The sequence below is a fragment of the Neisseria sp. P0021.S007 genome (assembly GCF_051956855.1).
On the sequence record NZ_JBQCXA010000007.1, the window covers coordinates 1 to 17,591 of the forward strand.

A 17,591-nucleotide genomic window follows, 5' to 3' on the forward strand; every position below is an offset into this window, starting at 1 on the left:
TTAATCACTTCCCTGTTTTAACAGGGTTTTTATTTCTAAAAAAATACTATCAAACTCCCACACTATCCATACATACAAAAAAATACAAACTAAAGGCCGTCTGAAATGCTCTTTCAGACGGCCTTTTTTTATGGTTTCTATTTATCCAATACGTTGAAGGACAATTTCTAGGACAAATTTACTGCCCACATAGGCAAAAATCAGACTGACAAATCCGACAATAGTCCAAACGGCGGCTTTCTTGCCGCGCCATGCGGTCATGCTGTGTTTCAACAATAATGCGCCATAAATCAGCCACGACATAATACTGAAGATGGTTTTATGCGTGAAGGTCATGGGTTTGCCGAAAATGGCTTCGGCAAAAAACGTCCCGCTGATAACTGAATAGGTCAATAAAACGAATCCTGCCCACATACCTTGGAACATAAGTTTTTCCAAACTCAATAATGGCGGCAAGAAACTAACTAATGCGGAAAAACGGCGTTTGTGCAGATTGCGGTCGAGCAAAAGGATCAGGATGGCAAATAAGGTAACGATGCCAAACAATCCGTATGCGAGCAATGATGATGCAATGTGCGATAGCGGCAATAAGTCTACAATTTGACGACCTGTGAAATCTCCCGGGAAAAGGAAACCCAGCAATAAGGTCAATGCAGCACAGGGATACAATAAGAGTTGCACACCGCGCAGACAATAAAAGAAGCTGCCCAGGCAGTACATCATCAGCATCAGCCAAACTATCAGACTGAGAGAATAACCAAAACCGGTAATCAATACCCTATCCTGCAATACAGGGAACATTAATGCTGCGCCATGTACCAATAATGCGCCACTCAAAATCAGCAGCTCGGTTTTCAGCGGGTAAGACTTATTATTGTGCTTTTTATGTTGCAACCAGGAAAATACGCCCAATCCGGCATACACCAGCATAAGGCAGATTAAGACAATCGGCATAAATATCTTTCTCAATAGACGTGTGAACACTAGACGGACACCCGGCAGGGTTTCAGACGGCCTTGGTGTCGTGTTTGTGTTCTTGAAGCATAACTTCGGACTATCGTGTAAAATAATCCGAATTTTATTTTAACAAAGAATGCCCTGTATTGGGCAGCTATTCTCATTATCAAGGATAAGTATGTTAGACAACCTGACCAACCGCTTCAGCAAGGTACTTAAAAATATTCGCGGCCAATCAACACTGACCGAAGACAATATTAAAGAAGCCTTGCGCGAGGTTCGTCTTGCCCTGCTGGAAGCCGACGTTGCATTGCCCGTCGTTAAAGAATTCGTCAACACAGTCAAAGAACAGGCCCTTGGTCAAGAAGTCGTCGGCAGTCTGACACCTGACCAAGCCTTTATTGGTGTGGTCAACCAAGCCTTAGTCGAGCTGATGGGCAAGGAAAACAAAACACTGGATTTATCGGTTTCACCGCCTGCCATCGTTTTAATGGCCGGTTTGCAGGGTGCCGGTAAGACAACAACCGTCGGCAAACTCGCCCGCCTGCTGAAAAACGATCAGAAGAAAAAAGTTTTGGTGGTATCTGCCGACGTTTACCGCCCTGCCGCGATTGAACAGCTGCGCCTATTGGCCGAACAGGTCGGCGTGGACTTTTTCCCATCCGATACCAACCAAAAACCGGTTGAGATTGCAACTGCCGCCGTCGATTACGCCAAAAAACATTTTTACGATGTATTGATGGTCGATACCGCCGGCCGCCTGGCAATCGATGAAGAAATGATGAACGAAATCAAAGCGCTTCATGCTGCGGTTAACCCGGTTGAAACTTTGTTCGTCATCGATGCCATGTTAGGTCAGGATGCTGTGAACACTGCTCAGGCATTTAATGAAGCCCTGCCGCTGACCGGTGTCGTATTGACCAAGATGGACGGCGACTCGCGCGGCGGTGCGGCATTGTCCGTACGCCATGTAACCGGCAAACCGATTAAATTTATCGGTGTCGGCGAGAAAATCAACGGCCTCGAACCTTTCCACCCCGACCGTCTTGCCAGCCGTATCCTCGGCATGGGCGACGTATTGACCCTGATTGAAGACGTTCAAAAAGGTATTGATGAAGAAGCCGCCGCCAAAATGGCAAAAAAGCTGCAAAAAGGCAAAGGCTTCGACCTCAATGACTTTAAAGAACAAATCCAACAGATGCGCAATATGGGCGGCTTGGAAAACCTGATGTCGAAAATGCCGGGCGAACTGGGTCAAATATCGAAACAAATCCCCGAAGGCACGGCTGAAAAAGCGATGGGCAAAGTAGAAGCCATCATCAACTCGATGACTCCAAAAGAACGCGCTAACCCTGCCCTGCTCAAAGCCAGCCGCAAACGCCGTATTGCAATGGGCGCGGGTACGACCGTGCAGGAAGTGAACAAATTGCTCAAGCAGTTTGAACAAATGCAACAGATGATGAAGATGTTCAGCGGCAACGGTTTGGGCAAACTGATGCGCTTGGCCAAAGGTATGAAGGGAATGAAAGGCATGTTCCCGGGTTTGTAAGCTAATTTGACAGTAAACGCCGTCTGAAAAGTTTCAGACGGCGTTTTTATTTTTACTCTAGCAAGAATTACTATTCACATATAACTATGAAATCTATTCCTTTTAAGGATTTTCATAGCGTACCGATGCCTCTTCCAACATTTCCCATTGGCCACCACTACCATGGTAGGTTTCGGCACCAAGCCTGAAAACGGCATTGCAGTGCGTACATTGAAAATAATGTACCACGAAATCGTTCCAACCATATATGTCACGATTACCCTGAGAATCAGTATGGGTAATGTAACCGCTATTGGCAATGGTTTTAGCAAAATCAAGGCTGGGACCATAAACTTTGGCGTAGGCTGGGGTAATGTCGATGAGCGTGCCGTCTGCTAAACGATCAGAGGCTCGCAGTAACATTTGCGATAATTCTTTCGGAACCCTGATACGAACGGTAGGTCGCAGGTCAGAACAGTAATCACACATTGTTTGGATCTTTCAGCATAGTAAAGGAAAACGAAGTGGAAGGAGCGCGAAATCCTTGCTTATTCAATCCTCAACTTATTGCGGCTTTTTCTGCTCTTCGCGTACTTTGTCCACCAACTGGTCAATCGTGGTCATGCCGGACTGCCAGTCTTTAAATTCGACTTGGTATTTGCCACCAACGATCACAGTCGGTGTGCCGCTGATTTGGAATTTATTGGTCAATTCTTCCATTTGGGCCGCACGTGCTTGGCTTTCGGGCGCTTCAAATGCAGCCAATACTTTTTTGCCGTCAAACGCGGTTTGCTCAGACAACCATTTTTTCAGGGTATCGGTATCGGCCAAGTTGATTTTTTGGTTAACCATCGCATCGAAAATATGGCTGTTGGCTTTATCTGATTCACCGGCCATTTCCACTGCGGCCGCCAAACGTGCCAAAGGTTTCATTTCATCACCCCACACAACATGCTCCCGGCGCATATAGGTATCGTCTTTAAACGTTTTGATGTGCTCGCTCAAAACCGGCTCAAGATGGGCGCAATGCGGGCAGAAGTAGCCGAAGAATTCCAATACTTCGATTTTGCCGGCCTGCTGTTGCGGAATCGGATTGGACAATACGGTGTAATTGACACCTTCGGTCAATGCGGCAGGGGCTGCCGGAGCGGATGTGTTGCTTTGGGCGCTGTCTGCCGGAACGCTGGTTTCCGCCTGTTTGCCGCAAGCGGCCAATGCCAACAGGGTCAATGAAGTCAAGGCTAAGGTTTTCAGTTTCATAGGTATCTCTTTACATTCAAATCAATGGGCGGATTTTATGGCATTTCGTTGGAGGTGTGTTCGATTTGAGTGAAAAAATGTGTTTAGTTTTATTTCAACCTTTATAAAGGCCGTCTGAAATATGGCTTAGATCATAGCCTTATTTTCAGACGGCCTTTGCCTGATTTCATCAGAAACGGTAATTTACCCGGGCGGTATAGCCACGCGGATTACCCGGCATGGCGTCCGAACGCCAATATTTTTGATTGAGCAGATTGGCTGCGGCAAAGGTAACGTTGACGTTTTTATGGTTCCAGCCGAGCATGGCATCAACTCGGGCAAAGCCGGGAAGCGTGGTAACTTCTTTGTTTCTTGAATCGTAGCCGTAGCGTTTGCCCGTACCGGTTACGCCGATTTCGCCATAGAGGTTTTCGGTTGGGGTGTAACGGAAAAACAGGTTGCCGGTAACGTTGCTGGTGTTATTCAAATGAATGCCCACTCGGTCGGGATTGTCTTTGTCTTCAACGACTTTCGCCTGCATCACGCCCAACGAACCGCGCAGATAGAGTTTTTTGGGAATGATTTGCCCGATGGCGGACAATTCCACGCCACGCGAACGGTGTTTACCGCCGACTGCCCAAGTGTAGGGATCATTTTGCGCGTCGGGGCGGTAGCGGATATTGAAGCGTTCTATTTGGTAGGCAGACAACGTAGTGCTGAGGCGGTCGTCTAGCCAACTGCTTTTAACGCCGGTTTCGTATTGGCGGGTGTACTCGGGGTCGGCGTTGAACACGGCGGAAGACGACGTATCGATGCTCAAATAGCCGCGTCCGCCATAAGGTGCGAAGCCTTTGTTATACGAGGCGTAGAGCGTGTGGGCAGGCGTTGCGTTCCACACTGCGCCGATGTTGGGGCTGAATGAGTGACCGCTGTATTGGCGGCGGCTGCCGGTGAGTTTGTTTTCTGAATTGAAGGTGTACTTGTCGTAACGGCCGCCGAGGACGAATTTCAAATCGGGCGTGGCGGAGAAGATGTTTTGCACAAAGATGCCGTAGGAGTCGGCTTTGTGGCGGTTTTCGGTCAGTACGGGCTGCAATCTACCCGAAGCCGGCCAGCTTGCGCGGTCGTAAGGGTCGATGGAGGCAGTAAAGGCGCGGCTGTAACCCAATGTCGGGTTGCGGTGTTCGCGGCTGTAATCCATGCCTACGGTCAGGTGGTTTTCAAAACGGCCGATGTTGTAGTCGCCGTTGAGCGTGAAATTGGACGACAGGGTTTTGTTGTCGGTCTGCTGCCAGGCGTAGTTGCGTTTGATTCGGCTGCCGTTTTCGCTGCCTGCATGAAAATGGTCGAAATCCTGCGCCGCCGTGCGGTGGGCAAGCTGCCATTGGGCGCGCCATTTGTCATTGAAGGCGTATTCAAGGTCGGAACGCCAAACTTGCAGCTTGTCTTTCACAAAATCGTTCGGGTGGGCAAAGCCCATGCGGTAAGGCAGTCCGAAGCGGTCGTACACGGACTTGGTCGGGCTGCGGTCGGGCGTGCGCTCCACATTGTCGTAGGTATATTGTCCCGTCCATTTCAAGCCGTTGTCGAGTTTGACGGTAATGCTGGGCGAAACCATGACATTTTTGCTGTCTATGCCGCTGCGGAACGAATTGGCGCGCCCGACTTCGCCGGTGAGGCGGATGGCGACGTTTTTGTTCAGCACTTCGTTGATGTCCATATTCAGGCTGCGGTTTGCCCACGAGCCGTAAACTGCACCGATGTTGCGGCTTTGTTTGAAGTTGGCGTATTTGCTGACCATGTTGATAACGCCACCGCCGTTGGTGCGGCCGTAAAGGACGGAAGACGGGCCTTTCAGGATTTCCACGCGCTCGATGTTGGCGGTACTGCGACGCACTTGTCCGCTTTCGCGCACGCCGTCGCGGTAAATATCGGATGCATCGGCTTGGAAGCCGCGCAGGAAAATGCTTTCGCCGCGCATATCGTAGGCAGCGTCAATGCCGGCATTGCCTTCGAGGATGGAACTCAAATCGTTCGTACCGTAATTTTTGTTTTTCTGGATATTGAGCGTATCGACGGTTTGCGGCGTTTCTTTGATGAGCTGTCCGTTGCGGGTAACGGCGGCTTCGTCGTAGTTGATGTAGCCCTTGAGTACGCTGGTGTCAGACTGCCCGACCACAGAAACAGTGGGCAAAGTAGCGGTGTAATGTTCACCATTGTCCTGCGTATCGGCGGCAGTAACAGGGAAAGAAGCGATAATCAGCGTGGGTAATAAAGCCAAATGAAATGGTATTTGCATTTTTATACTCAATTTAACGAAACAACCGAATTATATTGTCTCACAAAAGAAATGAGAATAGTTTCTTTTAATTATATTTAACATGATATTTGTAAACAAAGGCCGTCTGAAACACATATCGGTTTCAGACGGCCTCTCTTCTTGATAGGCACTTCTAAACTACTTACTCAACAGCATTTCCTGCATCAGCTTCATGCCCCATTGCCAGCCGCTGAGTGCGCCGTTTAACTGGCCCGAATGCGGCGATTGAAGCAGGCGTGCATGCCAGCGGTCAGCCTGTTCTTGCGCCCAATCGCGTGGCGTGCCGTTTGTTTCGGCGATGACCAACGCCGTACGGCAAGGACAGCGGACACGTTGGAACGTATGGATTTCGTCCTTGGGAAAAGCTTCGGGACGCGGCGAGACCAAAATAATATTGGTCAGGCGTTTTTGCGTCAGGATGTCGGCTTGGTACAGCCATGCTAAAAATGCGGACACGCCGGCACCATGAGCCACGACGGCAATATTTCTGCTGACGATATGGTCGAAGGCCGTCTGAATAGCGTGTTGCCATTCGGAAATGGTTTGCCGACTATCGGCTTCGGCAGTTTGAACAATCGGATAGCTGACCGCCCAGCGATCTATCCACATTTCCGCTTCATCCGCATCGCGTATCAGAAACAGTGCCATTTCTTCGAGTTCGAAGCTCTGCATTTCAGACGGCCTATTTGAGCAAGTCGTTGAGTGTAAATGCAATCAGCAATGCGGCTGGCACGCTGAGGATGGCACAAGTCGCCAAACAAAGTACGATGTTGGCAATCAGCCGCCAACCCTTCCAAGCAAAACATTTGGCCGCAATCAGCAGGCAAGGCAGAGAAAACAGCAGCCATACCAACGCCCACGTCGGATTGGCCTTGGTCGGCGCAACCCAACCGGACATCCGTGCCAACATAAACACCGCCCACACCAGCATGGGCAATACAAATGCCGCCACGACCCACGCCGCACCTACGCCAGTCTTGCCGTTTATATTCCAATCATATTTACCAAAAACCTTATTCGGCAACATAGTCATACTCCACAACTAACGGGGCGTGATCTGAGAATTTTTCATCTTTATAAACGTGTGCGGAAACGGCCTTGGCGGCCAACTCCGGCGTCACCATCTGATAATCGATACGCCACCCGACATCTTTCGCATACGCTTGTCCGCGGTTACTCCACCAGGTATAGCCCGGCACATCGGGATAAAGTGTGCGCCACATATCCGTCCAACCGAGTTTGTGGATGACTTTGCCTATCCATTCGCGCTCTTCTGGCAAGAAGCCCGAATTTTTCTGATTGCCCTTCCAGTTTTTCAAGTCGATGTTTTGGTGGGCAATGTTCCAGTCGCCGCAGACGACGATATCGCGCCCTTCGTTTTTCATGGCTTCGAGCATGGGATAGAACGCGTCCAAAAAGCGGTATTTCACTTGTTGGCGCTCTTCCGCGCTGCTGCCGCTGGGCAGATACAGCGAAATTACCGACAACTTGCCGAAATCGCAACGGACAAAACGGCCTTCCCTGTCGAATTCTTCAATGCCCATGCCGATTTGCACATTGTCGGGTTTGCGTTTACTGTACACCGCCACGCCGCTGTAACCGCGCTTTTCGGCGCAATGCCAGTAGCCGTGCATACCGTGCGGATTCTTCATATCGTCTGACAGGTCGGCTTCTTGAGCTTTCAGTTCCTGCACGCAGACAATGTCCGCGCCCGATGCGGCGATGTATTCATAAAAACCTTTTTTATAGGCGGAGCGGATGCCGTTGACGTTGGCAGAGATGATTTTCAACATAAGATTTGAGTAATTTTTAAAAACGGATAATAGGATTGGAGTTTTCAGACGGCCTGCAAGTCATAAACAAATACTTTGGAATTGCGGCCGTTGGCATTGTATTCCTGCCGGCGTTCGGCAGGCAGGTCATCGGCTAAGGCCGTCTGAAAGCCTCGTTCGACAAACCATTCGCCCGTATGCGTGGATAAGGCGAAGAGCGTTTTAATATTTAAGGCGCGTGCTTTTTGAAACAGATGTTCCAACAGCAATTCGCCGTAGCCGCCATCACGCGCTTCGGGCGACACCACCAGGCAGGCCAATTCGCCGCAGTCCGGTTCGGAAAAGGTTTTCAACGCCACGCAGCCGTAAATGTTTTGATCGTGTTCCAATACGGAAAAACTAGAAATATGGTTTTCCAAATACTCGCGGCTGCGGTGTAACAAGATGCCTTGTTCCGCCAACGGACGGATTAAGGCGATGATGTGCGGAATGTCGTCGCTGCGTGCCTGACGGATGGAAACAAACGGCTCACGGGCAATAGATGTACCGCTGCCCTCGCGGGTAAACAGCTCGCGCAACAGGCTGCCGTCTTCACGGCCGTTGAGAATCTGCACCCGCGATACGCCGTTTTCCAACGCACCTACCGCTGCATGCAACAAATCGGCCGGCGCATCGGGATTATCGTGTATCAGCTCCTGCACTTCACCGACAGACAAAGTATTGGCCAAAGAGCCGTCGGCACGACGGATACCGGCTTCTTCGGTCAAGAAAACCAGCTTCTCCGCCTGCAAAGCCATTGCCACTTCCTGAGCGGTTTCACACATACTCAGATTGAAGGTTTTGCCGCTGTACGAATGCCCCAAAGGGCTGATCAGCACCACGGCGCCGCCATCTAAGCGCAAACGGATTTCTTCTGCGTCGATTTTGCGGACGGTACCGGTATAGCCCATGTCCACACCGTCGATAACGCCCAACGGACGGGCGGTAATAAAGTTGCCGCACGCGATAACCGGCGGCTTGCTCCGTTGCGGTGCGGATACGCTGCTGAACAAGGCGGCTTCGACATCGCTGCGGATAATCCCCGCCACCTGCTTCACTTCCATCAAAGTTGCTTCATCGGTAATTCGTCGGCTGCCGCTGTATTTCGGAACAAAATCCCGACCCGAAGCCAATTTGTCGAGCAAATGCCGCGAACCATGTACCAAGACCAAACGCAAGCCCAAGCTGGCCAACAGGTTCAAATCTGCGGCCAAACGAATCAGGGTTTCGCCTTCCAACAAGCTGTCGGTCACGCCGACCACCATGGTTTTGCCGCGCAAATATTGTATATAGGGCGCGGCCTCGCGAAAGCTGGCAACAAAATGGGCGATGGCACTCATAGCAGGGCAAGATAAAAGAGTTGCATAATCAAAACCGTCAGCGCAATCAGCGATGCCAACGTCCAGTTGAAACCGTCCTTGCGCGTTTTGACCGCCGCCTGCTCTTCCGCCTTAGGCTCTTCCTTGATCGCGCTGTTGAGCAAATTGGAAATTTCTTTGCGCGAGAGTTTGGAATGCTTGAGGATTTGCGCGCCGATGTTATGCACGAGGCGCACATCCGTTACCGCCACAGGCAGATGAGCCGGATCGGCCGGCAGGTTGCCCGACAGATAATCCTTGGCCTTAAACATCCCCGAACAACGCGTGCAGACCACGAAACCCTGCGCCACGTTCAACTGGGCATCTTTCACCCAATGTGGTGTTTTACAATGAGGACAAGAACAAGCAGGCATGAGTATTTTCCGTAAGTGTATTGAATCAAAAATATATATTTTAGCTAATGTTTCAGGCCGTCTGAAACAGTTTTCAGACGACCTGAGCATGATGTTATGGTTTAAACCGCGCCGTAACGTTCGCGATAGGCTTTGACCGGCTCGAAGAAGCCGCCAAATTCGGCATTGTTTTGCAAGAGCGTGAACAAGTCATTCAGGTTGGCAATCGAAACCACCGGCAGGCCGTATTGTTTTTCGACTTCCTGCACCGCCGACAATTCGCCCGTGCCTTTTTCCATGCGGTCGAGCGCAATAGCCACTGCGGCAGGCGTTGCGCCTTCGGCCTCAATCAGTTTGACCGACTCGCGCACGGATGTACCGGCGGAAATCACATCATCGATAATCAGCACGCGGCCTTTCAAAGGCGCACCCACCAACACGCCGCCCTCGCCGTGGTCTTTGGCTTCTTTGCGGTTGTAGGCAAACGGTACGTTTACGCCTTTTTCCGCCAACATCATCGCTGTTGCCGCCGCCAAAATAATGCCTTTATAGGCTGGGCCGAACAGCATATCGAATTTCACGCCGCTGGCAATAATGGCCTCGGCGTAAAACTTCGCCAGCTGCAAAGTCGATGCGCCGTCATTGAACAAACCGGCATTGAAAAAATAAGGCGACTGACGGCCGGCCTTGGTCGTAAATTCGCCGAATTTCAACACATTTTGTGCCAAAGCGAATTTGAGGAAGTCTTGACGGAAATCGGACATTTGGGTTCTCCCGAAAGATGTTGATTTATCAAAGAAACGATTATAAAGGATTCATGCGGAAAAATCAGGCCGTCTGAAAGCAGGTTCAACCCCGCGTTAAACCGACAAGGCGGCATTGCCTTCTTATCCCTGCACTCAAAGCGGATTATTCCCGATGATACGGATGGTTGTGCAAAATCGAAACGGCGCGATAAAGCTGCTCGGTCAGCAAAACGCGCACCATACCGTGCGGCAAGGTCAGGCTGGAAAGGCGCATCATCATATTTGCCTGCTGTTTCAAACGGTCGGTCATGCCGTCTGCGCCGCCGATAATAAAGCAGACGTGTTCGCCGTTTTGCTGCCAGCTTTTCAAATGTTGCGCCAATTCGACCGAAGTCGGCGCTTTGCCGCGCTCGTCCAATACCACCAAAAACGCGCCCTGCGGTATGGCTTCCAGCAGGCGTTTTTCTTCAGCCGCCATGCCCTGAGCCGCATTCACACCCGCGCCGCGTTTCTCTGGCTTGATTTCTTTCAGCGCATAATTAACATCGCGCCCGAAGCGTTTGGCGTACTCGCCGACGGCTTCATCCACCCAACGCGGCATTTTCGTGCCGACAGCCAAGACGGTGATATTCATGGGGTATCCTTTTGTATCGTTGTCGGTTGGATATTATGGTCAAGCAAGCCCTTAACCTTTTCAAACCATGAGCCAATACCCATGCAACCGACTGAAAATAAAAGGCCGTCTGAAAGCCGAATGTATCCCGTTCGACTGTTTCAGACGGCCTTTCAATGATTAGCAGTGAACCAGTGTACCTTCGTTTTCGCCGGTTACCACGCGTTTGAGCGAGCCTTCTTTAGCAATACCGAATACCACGATATTGAGCTTGCGTTCGCGGCAGAGGGCAAAAGCAGTGGCATCCATCACTTTGAGGTTTTTCAACAAGGCTTCGTCAAAAGTAATGGTTTCGTAGCGTGTTGCAGATGGGTCTTTTTTCGGGTCTGCGGTGTACACGCCGTCGACGTTGGTGGCTTTGAGCATCACGTCGCAGTTCATTTCCGCGCCGCGTAATGCAGCGGCAGTGTCGGTCGTGAAGAATGGGTTACCGGTACCGGCGGCGAAAATCACAACTTTGCCTTCTTCCAAATATTGAATGGCTTTAGGACGGGCGTAAGTTTCAGCGATTTGCTGCATAGACAGTGCGGATTGTACGCGCGCTTTGATGCCCAAAGTTTCAAATGCGTCTTTGAGTGCCAACGCGTTCATCACGGTTGCCATCATGCCCATGTAGTCGGCAGTGGCGCGGTCCATGCTGCCTGCTTGGGCGGATACGCCGCGGAAAATGTTACCGCCGCCGACAACGATACCGACTTGCACGCCCATTCTCACGATTTCGGCAATTTCGCCGACAGTTTGAACGATGGTATCGTGATTGATGCCGAATGGATCAGAGCCCATCAGGGATTCGCCGGAGAGTTTCAGTAATACGCGTTTGTATTTGATTTGCTGTGTCATGGGATACCTTGCTTTCTTGAATGTCGTCGGTCGGAGTTCGGGCCGTCTGAATTTTCAAACGGTCGGATTACAATGATATGGTGTGTCGTTCTATTATTGTTTTGTTTTCAGACGGCCTTTATATTCAGCCGTCTTAAAATAGGTACCGTAAACGGTTTTCTCAAAAAAAAGCACCCTGATTCGTTTGGAATCTAGGTGCTTTCTTTTTCATAAGTGCCTTACACTTTAGCAGCGGCAGCAACTTCGGCTGCGTAGTCAACAACGGCTTTCTCGATACCGTCGCCTACTTTGTAGCGTACGAAGCTAACCACTTCAGTGCCGTTTTCTTTAGCGAATTGGGCAACAGTTTGGTCAGGGTTCATCACGAATGCTTGGCCGTTCAGAGTGATTTCAGCCAAGAATTTGCGAATACGGCCTTCAACCATTTTAGCGGCGATGTCGGCAGGTTTGCCGGAAGCGATAGCTTGTTCGGTGTAGATGTGGCGTTCTTTTTCAACGGTTTCAGCATCTACTTCGGCTTCGCTTACGCATTGTGGTTTAGCGGCAACGATGTGCATACCGATTTTGCGTGCTACGTCTTCAGAGCCTTTGTACTCAACCAATACGCCTTCGGTAGCCAAAGCACCGTGGATGTAGGCAACCAGTTGGTTGGCAGTGTCGATCACTTGGAAGCGGCGAACAGACATGTTCTCGCCCAATTTAGCGATGATGGCTTTGCGTTCTGCTTCAACCAGTTCGCTCAGTTCTTCAACAGAAGCCGGTTTTTTCTCGGCAGCAGTTTTAGCAACGAAGTTGGCAAATTCTACGAAGCCGGCGTCTTTAGCAACGAAGTCGGTTTCGCAGTTTACTTCAACCAATGCGCCGACATTGCCGTTGATCGCGTAAGCCAATACGCCTTCGGCAGCAGTACGGCCAGCCAGTTTACCGGCTTTCGCACCAGATTTAATACGCAGGATTTCTTCGGCTTTGTCGAAGTTGCCTTCAGCTTCAACCAAGGCTTTTTTGCATTCCATCATGCCCAGGCCGGTAGCGGCGCGCAGGTCGGCAACCATTTTTGCAGTAATTTCTGCCATTTTGAATCTCCTAGATTTTTGGGAACACGGCCATTGCCGTGTTTGGAAATAGTGGCCGTCTGAAACGGATTTCAGAACGGGATTTGAGAAAAGGGGCATAACGCCCCTCTTCTGTGTACCGAATTATTCGGCAGCAGCTTCTTGGGCAGCGGCTACAGTTTCTTGCAGCGCTTGGTTTTTGCCTTCCAAAACTGCGTCAGCGATGCCGCGGCAGTACAGGCGGATGGCTTTAGCGGAGTCATCGTTACCAGGGATAACGTATTTCACGCCGTCAGGGCTGTTGTTGGTATCGACTACGGCGATAACAGGGATGCCCAATTTTTCAGCCTCAACCAGAGTACCTTTTTGGTAGCCGGTATCGATAACGAAAATCGCGTCAGGCAGGCCTTTCATGTTTTTGATACCGCCCAAAGAACGTTCCAGTTTTTCAACGTCGCGTTGCATTTCCAGAATTTCTTTTTTGTTGAAACCGCCTTCAGCAGCGTTTTCCAGGGCAGCAGTTTTTTCTTCCAGGCGTTTGATGGATTGCTTAACGGTTTTGTAGTTAGTCAGCATACCACCCAACCAGCGGTAATCAACGAAAGGCATACCGGCACGGGTAGCTTCTTCGCGGATAATGTCGCGGGCTTGGCGTTTGGTACCTACGAACAATACTGTACCTTTGTTGGCAACCAGACGACGTACGGCTTCTTGCGCCTCTTGGAACATCGGCAGGGTTTTTTCCAAGTTTACGATATGGATTTTGTTGCGCGCACCGAAAATGTATTGGGCCATTTTCGGGTTCCAGAAACGGGTTTGGTGACCGAAGTGAACACCGGCTTCAATCATCTGACGCATAGTAATTTGAGACATGTTATTTCCTTGAAAGGGTTAAAGAGCACACATTCAATCGCATAGAACTTGATAGGCGGCGCCTATTGTCAAGCACCCTTCGGCGAAAGTGGGCATAAGTTTTAAAAAAATAAAAGCGTGTTTCCCAAATGGAAAACTGACGGATTATAGCGGATAAGAGGCCGTCTGAAAAGGGATTTCATACCTTTCCGTCCTGTTTTTCATCCGTCTGTACCGCCTTTTGGCGGGCCGCTTCAAACTCCGCCTGCTCCTGCCGTTTCATCCGGCGGTTGCGGCGGCGGATGGTCACGACGAAGACCGTGAACACGGTGGGCAACACTGCCCAAAAAACCAAATAAATCAACGCGCGCGCAATACTCGGCTGCGCGGCGGAAAACATCACGGCAACAAAAAGATAGCCGATGGCGACAATGTGCCACATCGTGTGCGTCCTGTTTGAATGTTAACAAAATCGTTATAATCGCAACATTCTACCGCAATCCCGAAAGGCCGTCTGAAAATGAGGAATCCCGAAAAATCGGCACTACGCAAACAGTTCCGCCGCGCACGCGCCCAAATGAGCGCCGCCGAGCGAAACGCCGCCACCGAAACCATCAACCGCCTGCTCAAGCCCTACATTAAAAAAGGACGGAAAATAGGCGTGTATTGGCCGATGGGCAAGGAATTGCGATTGGACGGCTTTGTCCGTGCCGCACAAAAACGCGGCGCAAAACTCTACCTGCCCTATATCGAACCGAACACGCGGCGGATGTGGTTCACCCCCTACCCTGCCGACGGCGCCAAACAAGAACGCAAACGCGGCCGCGCCAAATTGCATGTCCCCCAATTCACCGGCAAAAAAATCCGCGTCCACCAACTCAGCCTGCTGCTGGTCCCCATCGTCGGCATCGACAAACGCGGCTACCGCCTTGGACAAGCCGGCGGCTATTACGACGCCACCCTCTCCGCCATGAAATACCGCCTGCAAACCCGAACACTGGGCGTAGGCTTCGGCTGCCAACTGACCGACACACTGCCGCGCGAACCGCACGACCTGCCGTTGGACGGGTTTGTATCGGAGTCGGGCGTGCTGGTGTTCAAACATCATTAATCAATAGCTTTCAGACGACCTCAAAAAAGCCGTCCGTTAAGACACTATAAAAGATCGTCTGAAAAATCAAACCATCAAATACAAAGGAAACCACATGGCTGATTTTTCATCCGCTCCCGTTTTGTCCTTCGATCGCGTCCGTCTCGAACCTTTAACAACGGCACACGAAGCCGGTTTGCGCGAAGCAGTTTGCGACGGCGAAGTTTGGAAGCTGAACGTAACCACCGCGCCCGAACCCCACCAAGTAGCTGACTATATCCGCACCGCCATACAAACCCGCCTCGCCTTTGCCGTCATCGACGAAGACACGGGAAAAATTGTTGGCTCGACTTCGCTTTACCACATCGACCTCGCCATCCCACGCCTCTACATCGGTTTCACATGGTATGCCCTGTCGGCACAGCGCACGCACATTAATACCGCCTGCAAAATCATGTTGCTCGACTACGTTTTCGACACTTTAAACTGCCGTTGCGCCTGCTGGCAGACCGACAACCTCAACACCGCCTCCCAACGCGCCATCGAACGCTTGGGTGCACACCAAGACGGCATCTTGCGCTGCCACAAGCTGCGGAAAGACGGCAGCGTGCGCGATACGGTTGAATACAGCCTGCTGCGTGAGGAATGGCCGCAGGCAAGGGTAAAACTGCTCGAAAAAGCGGCAGCTTATGACGCGTCCTGAAAAAACGTTTTCTTCTTCATTTTTTCATCAGAACACGCCCATCTTGCTGAAAATCCGAACTCTTTAAAAATTAATGAAATAAGGTGCAACACCGTCAATCCCCTGATAAATAAAGGCCGTCTGAACATTTCAGACGGCCTTTATTCGGATTAAACCTTACTTCGCATCTTTAAATCCGCGTTTCAAATGCACCATCAGCAATGCAACGGCGGCAGGCGTTACGCCGGAAATGCGGCTGGCTTGGCCGACGGTTTCGGGTTTGTGCTGGTTGAGCTTTTGCTGCACTTCTGCCGACAAACCTTTGACTTTGCTGTAATCGATATCCTCGGGCAGCTTTAAGGTCTCGATGTCGCGGCGGCTGTCGATTTCTTCGTTTTGGCGGTCGATATAGCCTTGGTATTTGACTTGGATTTCGACTTGTTCGACCACGCTGTCGGCAAGTGCGGTTTCAGGTTGTGCGTCGGGCAGGGTCATCAGTGCGGCGTAGTCGAGGTTCGGGCGGCGCAGGAGGTCGTGCAGATTGGCTTCGCGGCTGAGTTTTTGGCCGAACACGCGGATTTGTTCTTCTTCGGCGAGTTTTTGCGGCGTGTACCACGTTGTTTTCAAACGTTGGATTTCGCGTTCGATGGCTTCGCGTTTTTCGTTGAACATGCGCCATTGCTCTTCACCCACCAAACCGATTTTGTAGCCGTCTTCGGTCAGGCGCATGTCGGCGTTGTCTTCCCTGAGTTGCAGGCGGTATTCGGCGCGGCTGGTGAACATTCGGTAAGGCTCGTTCACGCCTTTGGTGATAAGGTCGTCCACCAATACACCGAGATAGGCTTGTTCGCGGCGCAGCAGGAGCGGGTCTTGTTCGCGGACGTATTGCACGGCGTTCGCGCCTGCAAGCAGGCCTTGTGCGGCGGCTTCTTCGTAGCCGGTTGTGCCGTTGATTTGTCCGGCGAAGAAGAGGCCTTGGATGGTTTTGGTTTCGAGGCTGGCTTTGAGGTTGCGCGGGTCGAAGTAGTCGTATTCGATGGCGTAGCCGGGGCGCAGGATATGGGCTTTTTCCAGACCTTTCATGCTGCGCACGAGCGCAATTTGGATGTCGAACGGCAGGCTGGTGGAGATGCCGTTGGGGTAGTATTCGTTGGTGGTCAGGCCTTCGGGTTCGAGGAAAATCTGGTGGCTGTCTTTGTCGGCGAAGCGGTTGATTTTGTCTTCGATAGACGGGCAGTAGCGCGGGCCGACGCCTTCGATTTTGCCGGTGAACATGGGGCTGCGGTCGAAGCCGCTGCGGATAATTTCGTGTGTTTTCAAATTGGTATGCGTAATCCAGCAGGACACTTGGCGCGGGTGCATTTCGGCGTTGCCGCGCACGGAGAAGACGGGCACGGGCGTGTCGCCGGGCTGTTCGGTCAGCTGGGAGAAATCAATCGTGCGGCCGTCGATGCGCGGCGGCGTGCCGGTTTTCAGACGGCCTTGCGGCAGGTTCAATTCGCGCAAACGGCCGCCCAAGGATTTGGCGGCAGGATCGCCGGCGCGGCCGCCTTCGTAGTTTTCCAAACCGATATGGATTTTGCCGGACAAAAACGTGCCGGCAGTCAACACAACGGCGCGTGCTTTAAACTCCACGCCCATCGCGGTGACCACGCCGCTGATGCGTTCGCCATCAAGCGTTACGTCTTCAACGGCTTGTTGGAAAAGCTCCAGATTTTCTTGGTTTTCCAGCATTTCGCGGATGGCGGCTTTATATAGGATACGGTCTGCCTGCGCGCGCGTGGCTCGCACTGCCGCGCCTTTACTGGCGTTCAAGCGGCGGAACTGGATGCCGGATTTGTCGGTGGCCAACGCCATCGCACCGCCCAATGCGTCGAGTTCGCGCACGAGGTGGCCTTTGCCGATACCGCCGATGGAGGGGTTGCACGACATTTGACCGAGGGTTTCGATGTTGTGTGAAAGCAGCAGGGTTTGCGCACCCATGCGTGCGGCGGCAAGTGCGGCTTCGGTACCGGCATGGCCGCCGCCGACGACAATCACGTCGTAGGTTTTGGGGTAAATCATGTAAGTCATGTTTATGTGTTCTGTAA

The 17,591-nt window shown here is 51.4% G+C and carries 19 protein-coding genes; 3 read left to right on the plus strand and 16 right to left on the minus strand.

Annotation, left to right across the window (positions count from 1 at the left end; translation table 11 throughout):
• Positions 1-141: 141 nt before the first annotated feature.
• The gene (locus ACTHUR_RS08835) at positions 142-954 is read right to left on the minus strand and encodes a cytochrome C assembly family protein (protein WP_070695210.1); all 813 of its coding nucleotides are present in this window, start codon (positions 952-954) and stop codon (positions 142-144) included.
• Between the two features lie 181 nt (positions 955-1,135).
• Here ACTHUR_RS08835 and ffh point away from each other — a divergent pair, with 181 nt between their 5' ends.
• Positions 1,136-2,506: a signal recognition particle protein gene (gene ffh / locus ACTHUR_RS08840; RefSeq protein ID WP_003684000.1), complete on the plus strand. Its 1,371-nt coding sequence runs from the start codon at positions 1,136-1,138 to the stop codon at positions 2,504-2,506.
• Positions 2,507-2,608: 102 nt separating this feature from the next.
• Here the strand turns inward: ffh and ACTHUR_RS08845 are convergent, their stop codons facing one another.
• The 14 genes from ACTHUR_RS08845 to ACTHUR_RS08910 form a co-directional block, all read right to left on the minus strand.
• Positions 2,609-2,908, minus strand: a complete 300-nt coding sequence (locus ACTHUR_RS08845; protein WP_083314038.1) for a hypothetical protein — start codon at positions 2,906-2,908, stop codon at positions 2,609-2,611.
• 141 nt (positions 2,909-3,049) lie between these two features.
• A complete protein-coding gene (locus ACTHUR_RS08850; RefSeq protein WP_003749428.1) occupies positions 3,050-3,745 on the minus strand; it encodes a thiol:disulfide interchange protein DsbA/DsbL in 696 nt (231 codons plus the stop codon).
• 169 nt (positions 3,746-3,914) lie between these two features.
• Positions 3,915-6,023: a TonB-dependent receptor gene (locus ACTHUR_RS08855; RefSeq protein ID WP_440361266.1), complete on the minus strand. Its 2,109-nt coding sequence runs from the start codon at positions 6,021-6,023 to the stop codon at positions 3,915-3,917.
• 159 nt (positions 6,024-6,182) lie between these two features.
• Positions 6,183-6,716: an alpha/beta hydrolase gene (locus tag ACTHUR_RS08860; protein ID WP_440361267.1), complete on the minus strand. Its 534-nt coding sequence runs from the start codon at positions 6,714-6,716 to the stop codon at positions 6,183-6,185.
• Positions 6,717-6,726: 10 nt separating this feature from the next.
• The gene (locus ACTHUR_RS08865; RefSeq protein ID WP_049330844.1) at positions 6,727-7,071 is read right to left on the minus strand and encodes a hypothetical protein; all 345 of its coding nucleotides are present in this window, start codon (positions 7,069-7,071) and stop codon (positions 6,727-6,729) included.
• Positions 7,058-7,837 (minus strand): exodeoxyribonuclease III, encoded by a 780-nt coding sequence (locus ACTHUR_RS08870; protein ID WP_003684015.1) that lies wholly within the window; start codon positions 7,835-7,837, stop codon positions 7,058-7,060. Before ACTHUR_RS08870 ends, ACTHUR_RS08865 begins: the two co-directional genes overlap by 14 nt.
• Positions 7,838-7,881: 44 nt before the next feature.
• Positions 7,882-9,195 carry an amino-acid N-acetyltransferase gene (gene argA, locus ACTHUR_RS08875; protein ID WP_150540694.1) on the minus strand — a complete coding sequence of 438 codons (1,314 nt, stop codon included), beginning with the start codon at positions 9,193-9,195 and terminating at the stop codon, positions 7,882-7,884.
• Positions 9,192-9,587, minus strand: a complete 396-nt coding sequence (locus tag ACTHUR_RS08880; protein ID WP_150540693.1) for an MJ0042-type zinc finger domain-containing protein — start codon at positions 9,585-9,587, stop codon at positions 9,192-9,194. Before ACTHUR_RS08880 ends, argA begins: the two co-directional genes overlap by 4 nt.
• 101 nt (positions 9,588-9,688) lie before the next feature.
• Complete coding sequence (gene pyrE / locus ACTHUR_RS08885; protein ID WP_003682682.1) at positions 9,689-10,330, minus strand: orotate phosphoribosyltransferase; 642 nt, start codon at positions 10,328-10,330, stop codon at positions 9,689-9,691.
• A 145-nt stretch (positions 10,331-10,475) separates the two neighbouring features.
• Complete coding sequence (gene rlmH, locus ACTHUR_RS08890; RefSeq protein ID WP_036493712.1) at positions 10,476-10,946, minus strand: 23S rRNA (pseudouridine(1915)-N(3))-methyltransferase RlmH; 471 nt, start codon at positions 10,944-10,946, stop codon at positions 10,476-10,478.
• 159 nt (positions 10,947-11,105) lie between these two features.
• On the minus strand, positions 11,106-11,825 hold the full coding sequence (gene pyrH, locus ACTHUR_RS08895) for a UMP kinase (RefSeq protein WP_003708812.1): 720 nt from the start codon (positions 11,823-11,825) through the stop codon (positions 11,106-11,108).
• Positions 11,826-12,043: 218 nt separating this feature from the next.
• Complete coding sequence (gene tsf / locus ACTHUR_RS08900) at positions 12,044-12,898, minus strand: translation elongation factor Ts (protein WP_002215087.1); 855 nt, start codon at positions 12,896-12,898, stop codon at positions 12,044-12,046.
• Between the two features lie 123 nt (positions 12,899-13,021).
• Entirely contained in the window at positions 13,022-13,750 is a 729-nt protein-coding gene (rpsB, locus tag ACTHUR_RS08905; RefSeq protein WP_002230071.1) for a 30S ribosomal protein S2, read from the minus strand.
• 178 nt (positions 13,751-13,928) lie between these two features.
• Positions 13,929-14,171, minus strand: a complete 243-nt coding sequence (locus tag ACTHUR_RS08910; protein WP_070608453.1) for a hypothetical protein — start codon at positions 14,169-14,171, stop codon at positions 13,929-13,931.
• A gap of 78 nt (positions 14,172-14,249) precedes the next feature.
• Here ACTHUR_RS08910 and ACTHUR_RS08915 point away from each other — a divergent pair, with 78 nt between their 5' ends.
• Together ACTHUR_RS08915 and ACTHUR_RS08920 are read left to right on the plus strand one after the other, a co-directional pair.
• Entirely contained in the window at positions 14,250-14,840 is a 591-nt protein-coding gene (locus tag ACTHUR_RS08915; protein ID WP_070765213.1) for a 5-formyltetrahydrofolate cyclo-ligase, read from the plus strand.
• A 94-nt stretch (positions 14,841-14,934) separates the two neighbouring features.
• A complete protein-coding gene (locus ACTHUR_RS08920; RefSeq protein ID WP_314765965.1) occupies positions 14,935-15,522 on the plus strand; it encodes a GNAT family protein in 588 nt (195 codons plus the stop codon).
• Between the two features lie 156 nt (positions 15,523-15,678).
• On the opposite strand, the gene mnmG is transcribed toward ACTHUR_RS08920, so the two are convergent.
• Entirely contained in the window at positions 15,679-17,574 is a 1,896-nt protein-coding gene (mnmG, locus tag ACTHUR_RS08925) for a tRNA uridine-5-carboxymethylaminomethyl(34) synthesis enzyme MnmG (RefSeq protein ID WP_314765966.1), read from the minus strand.
• Between the last annotated feature and the right edge of the window lie 17 nt (positions 17,575-17,591).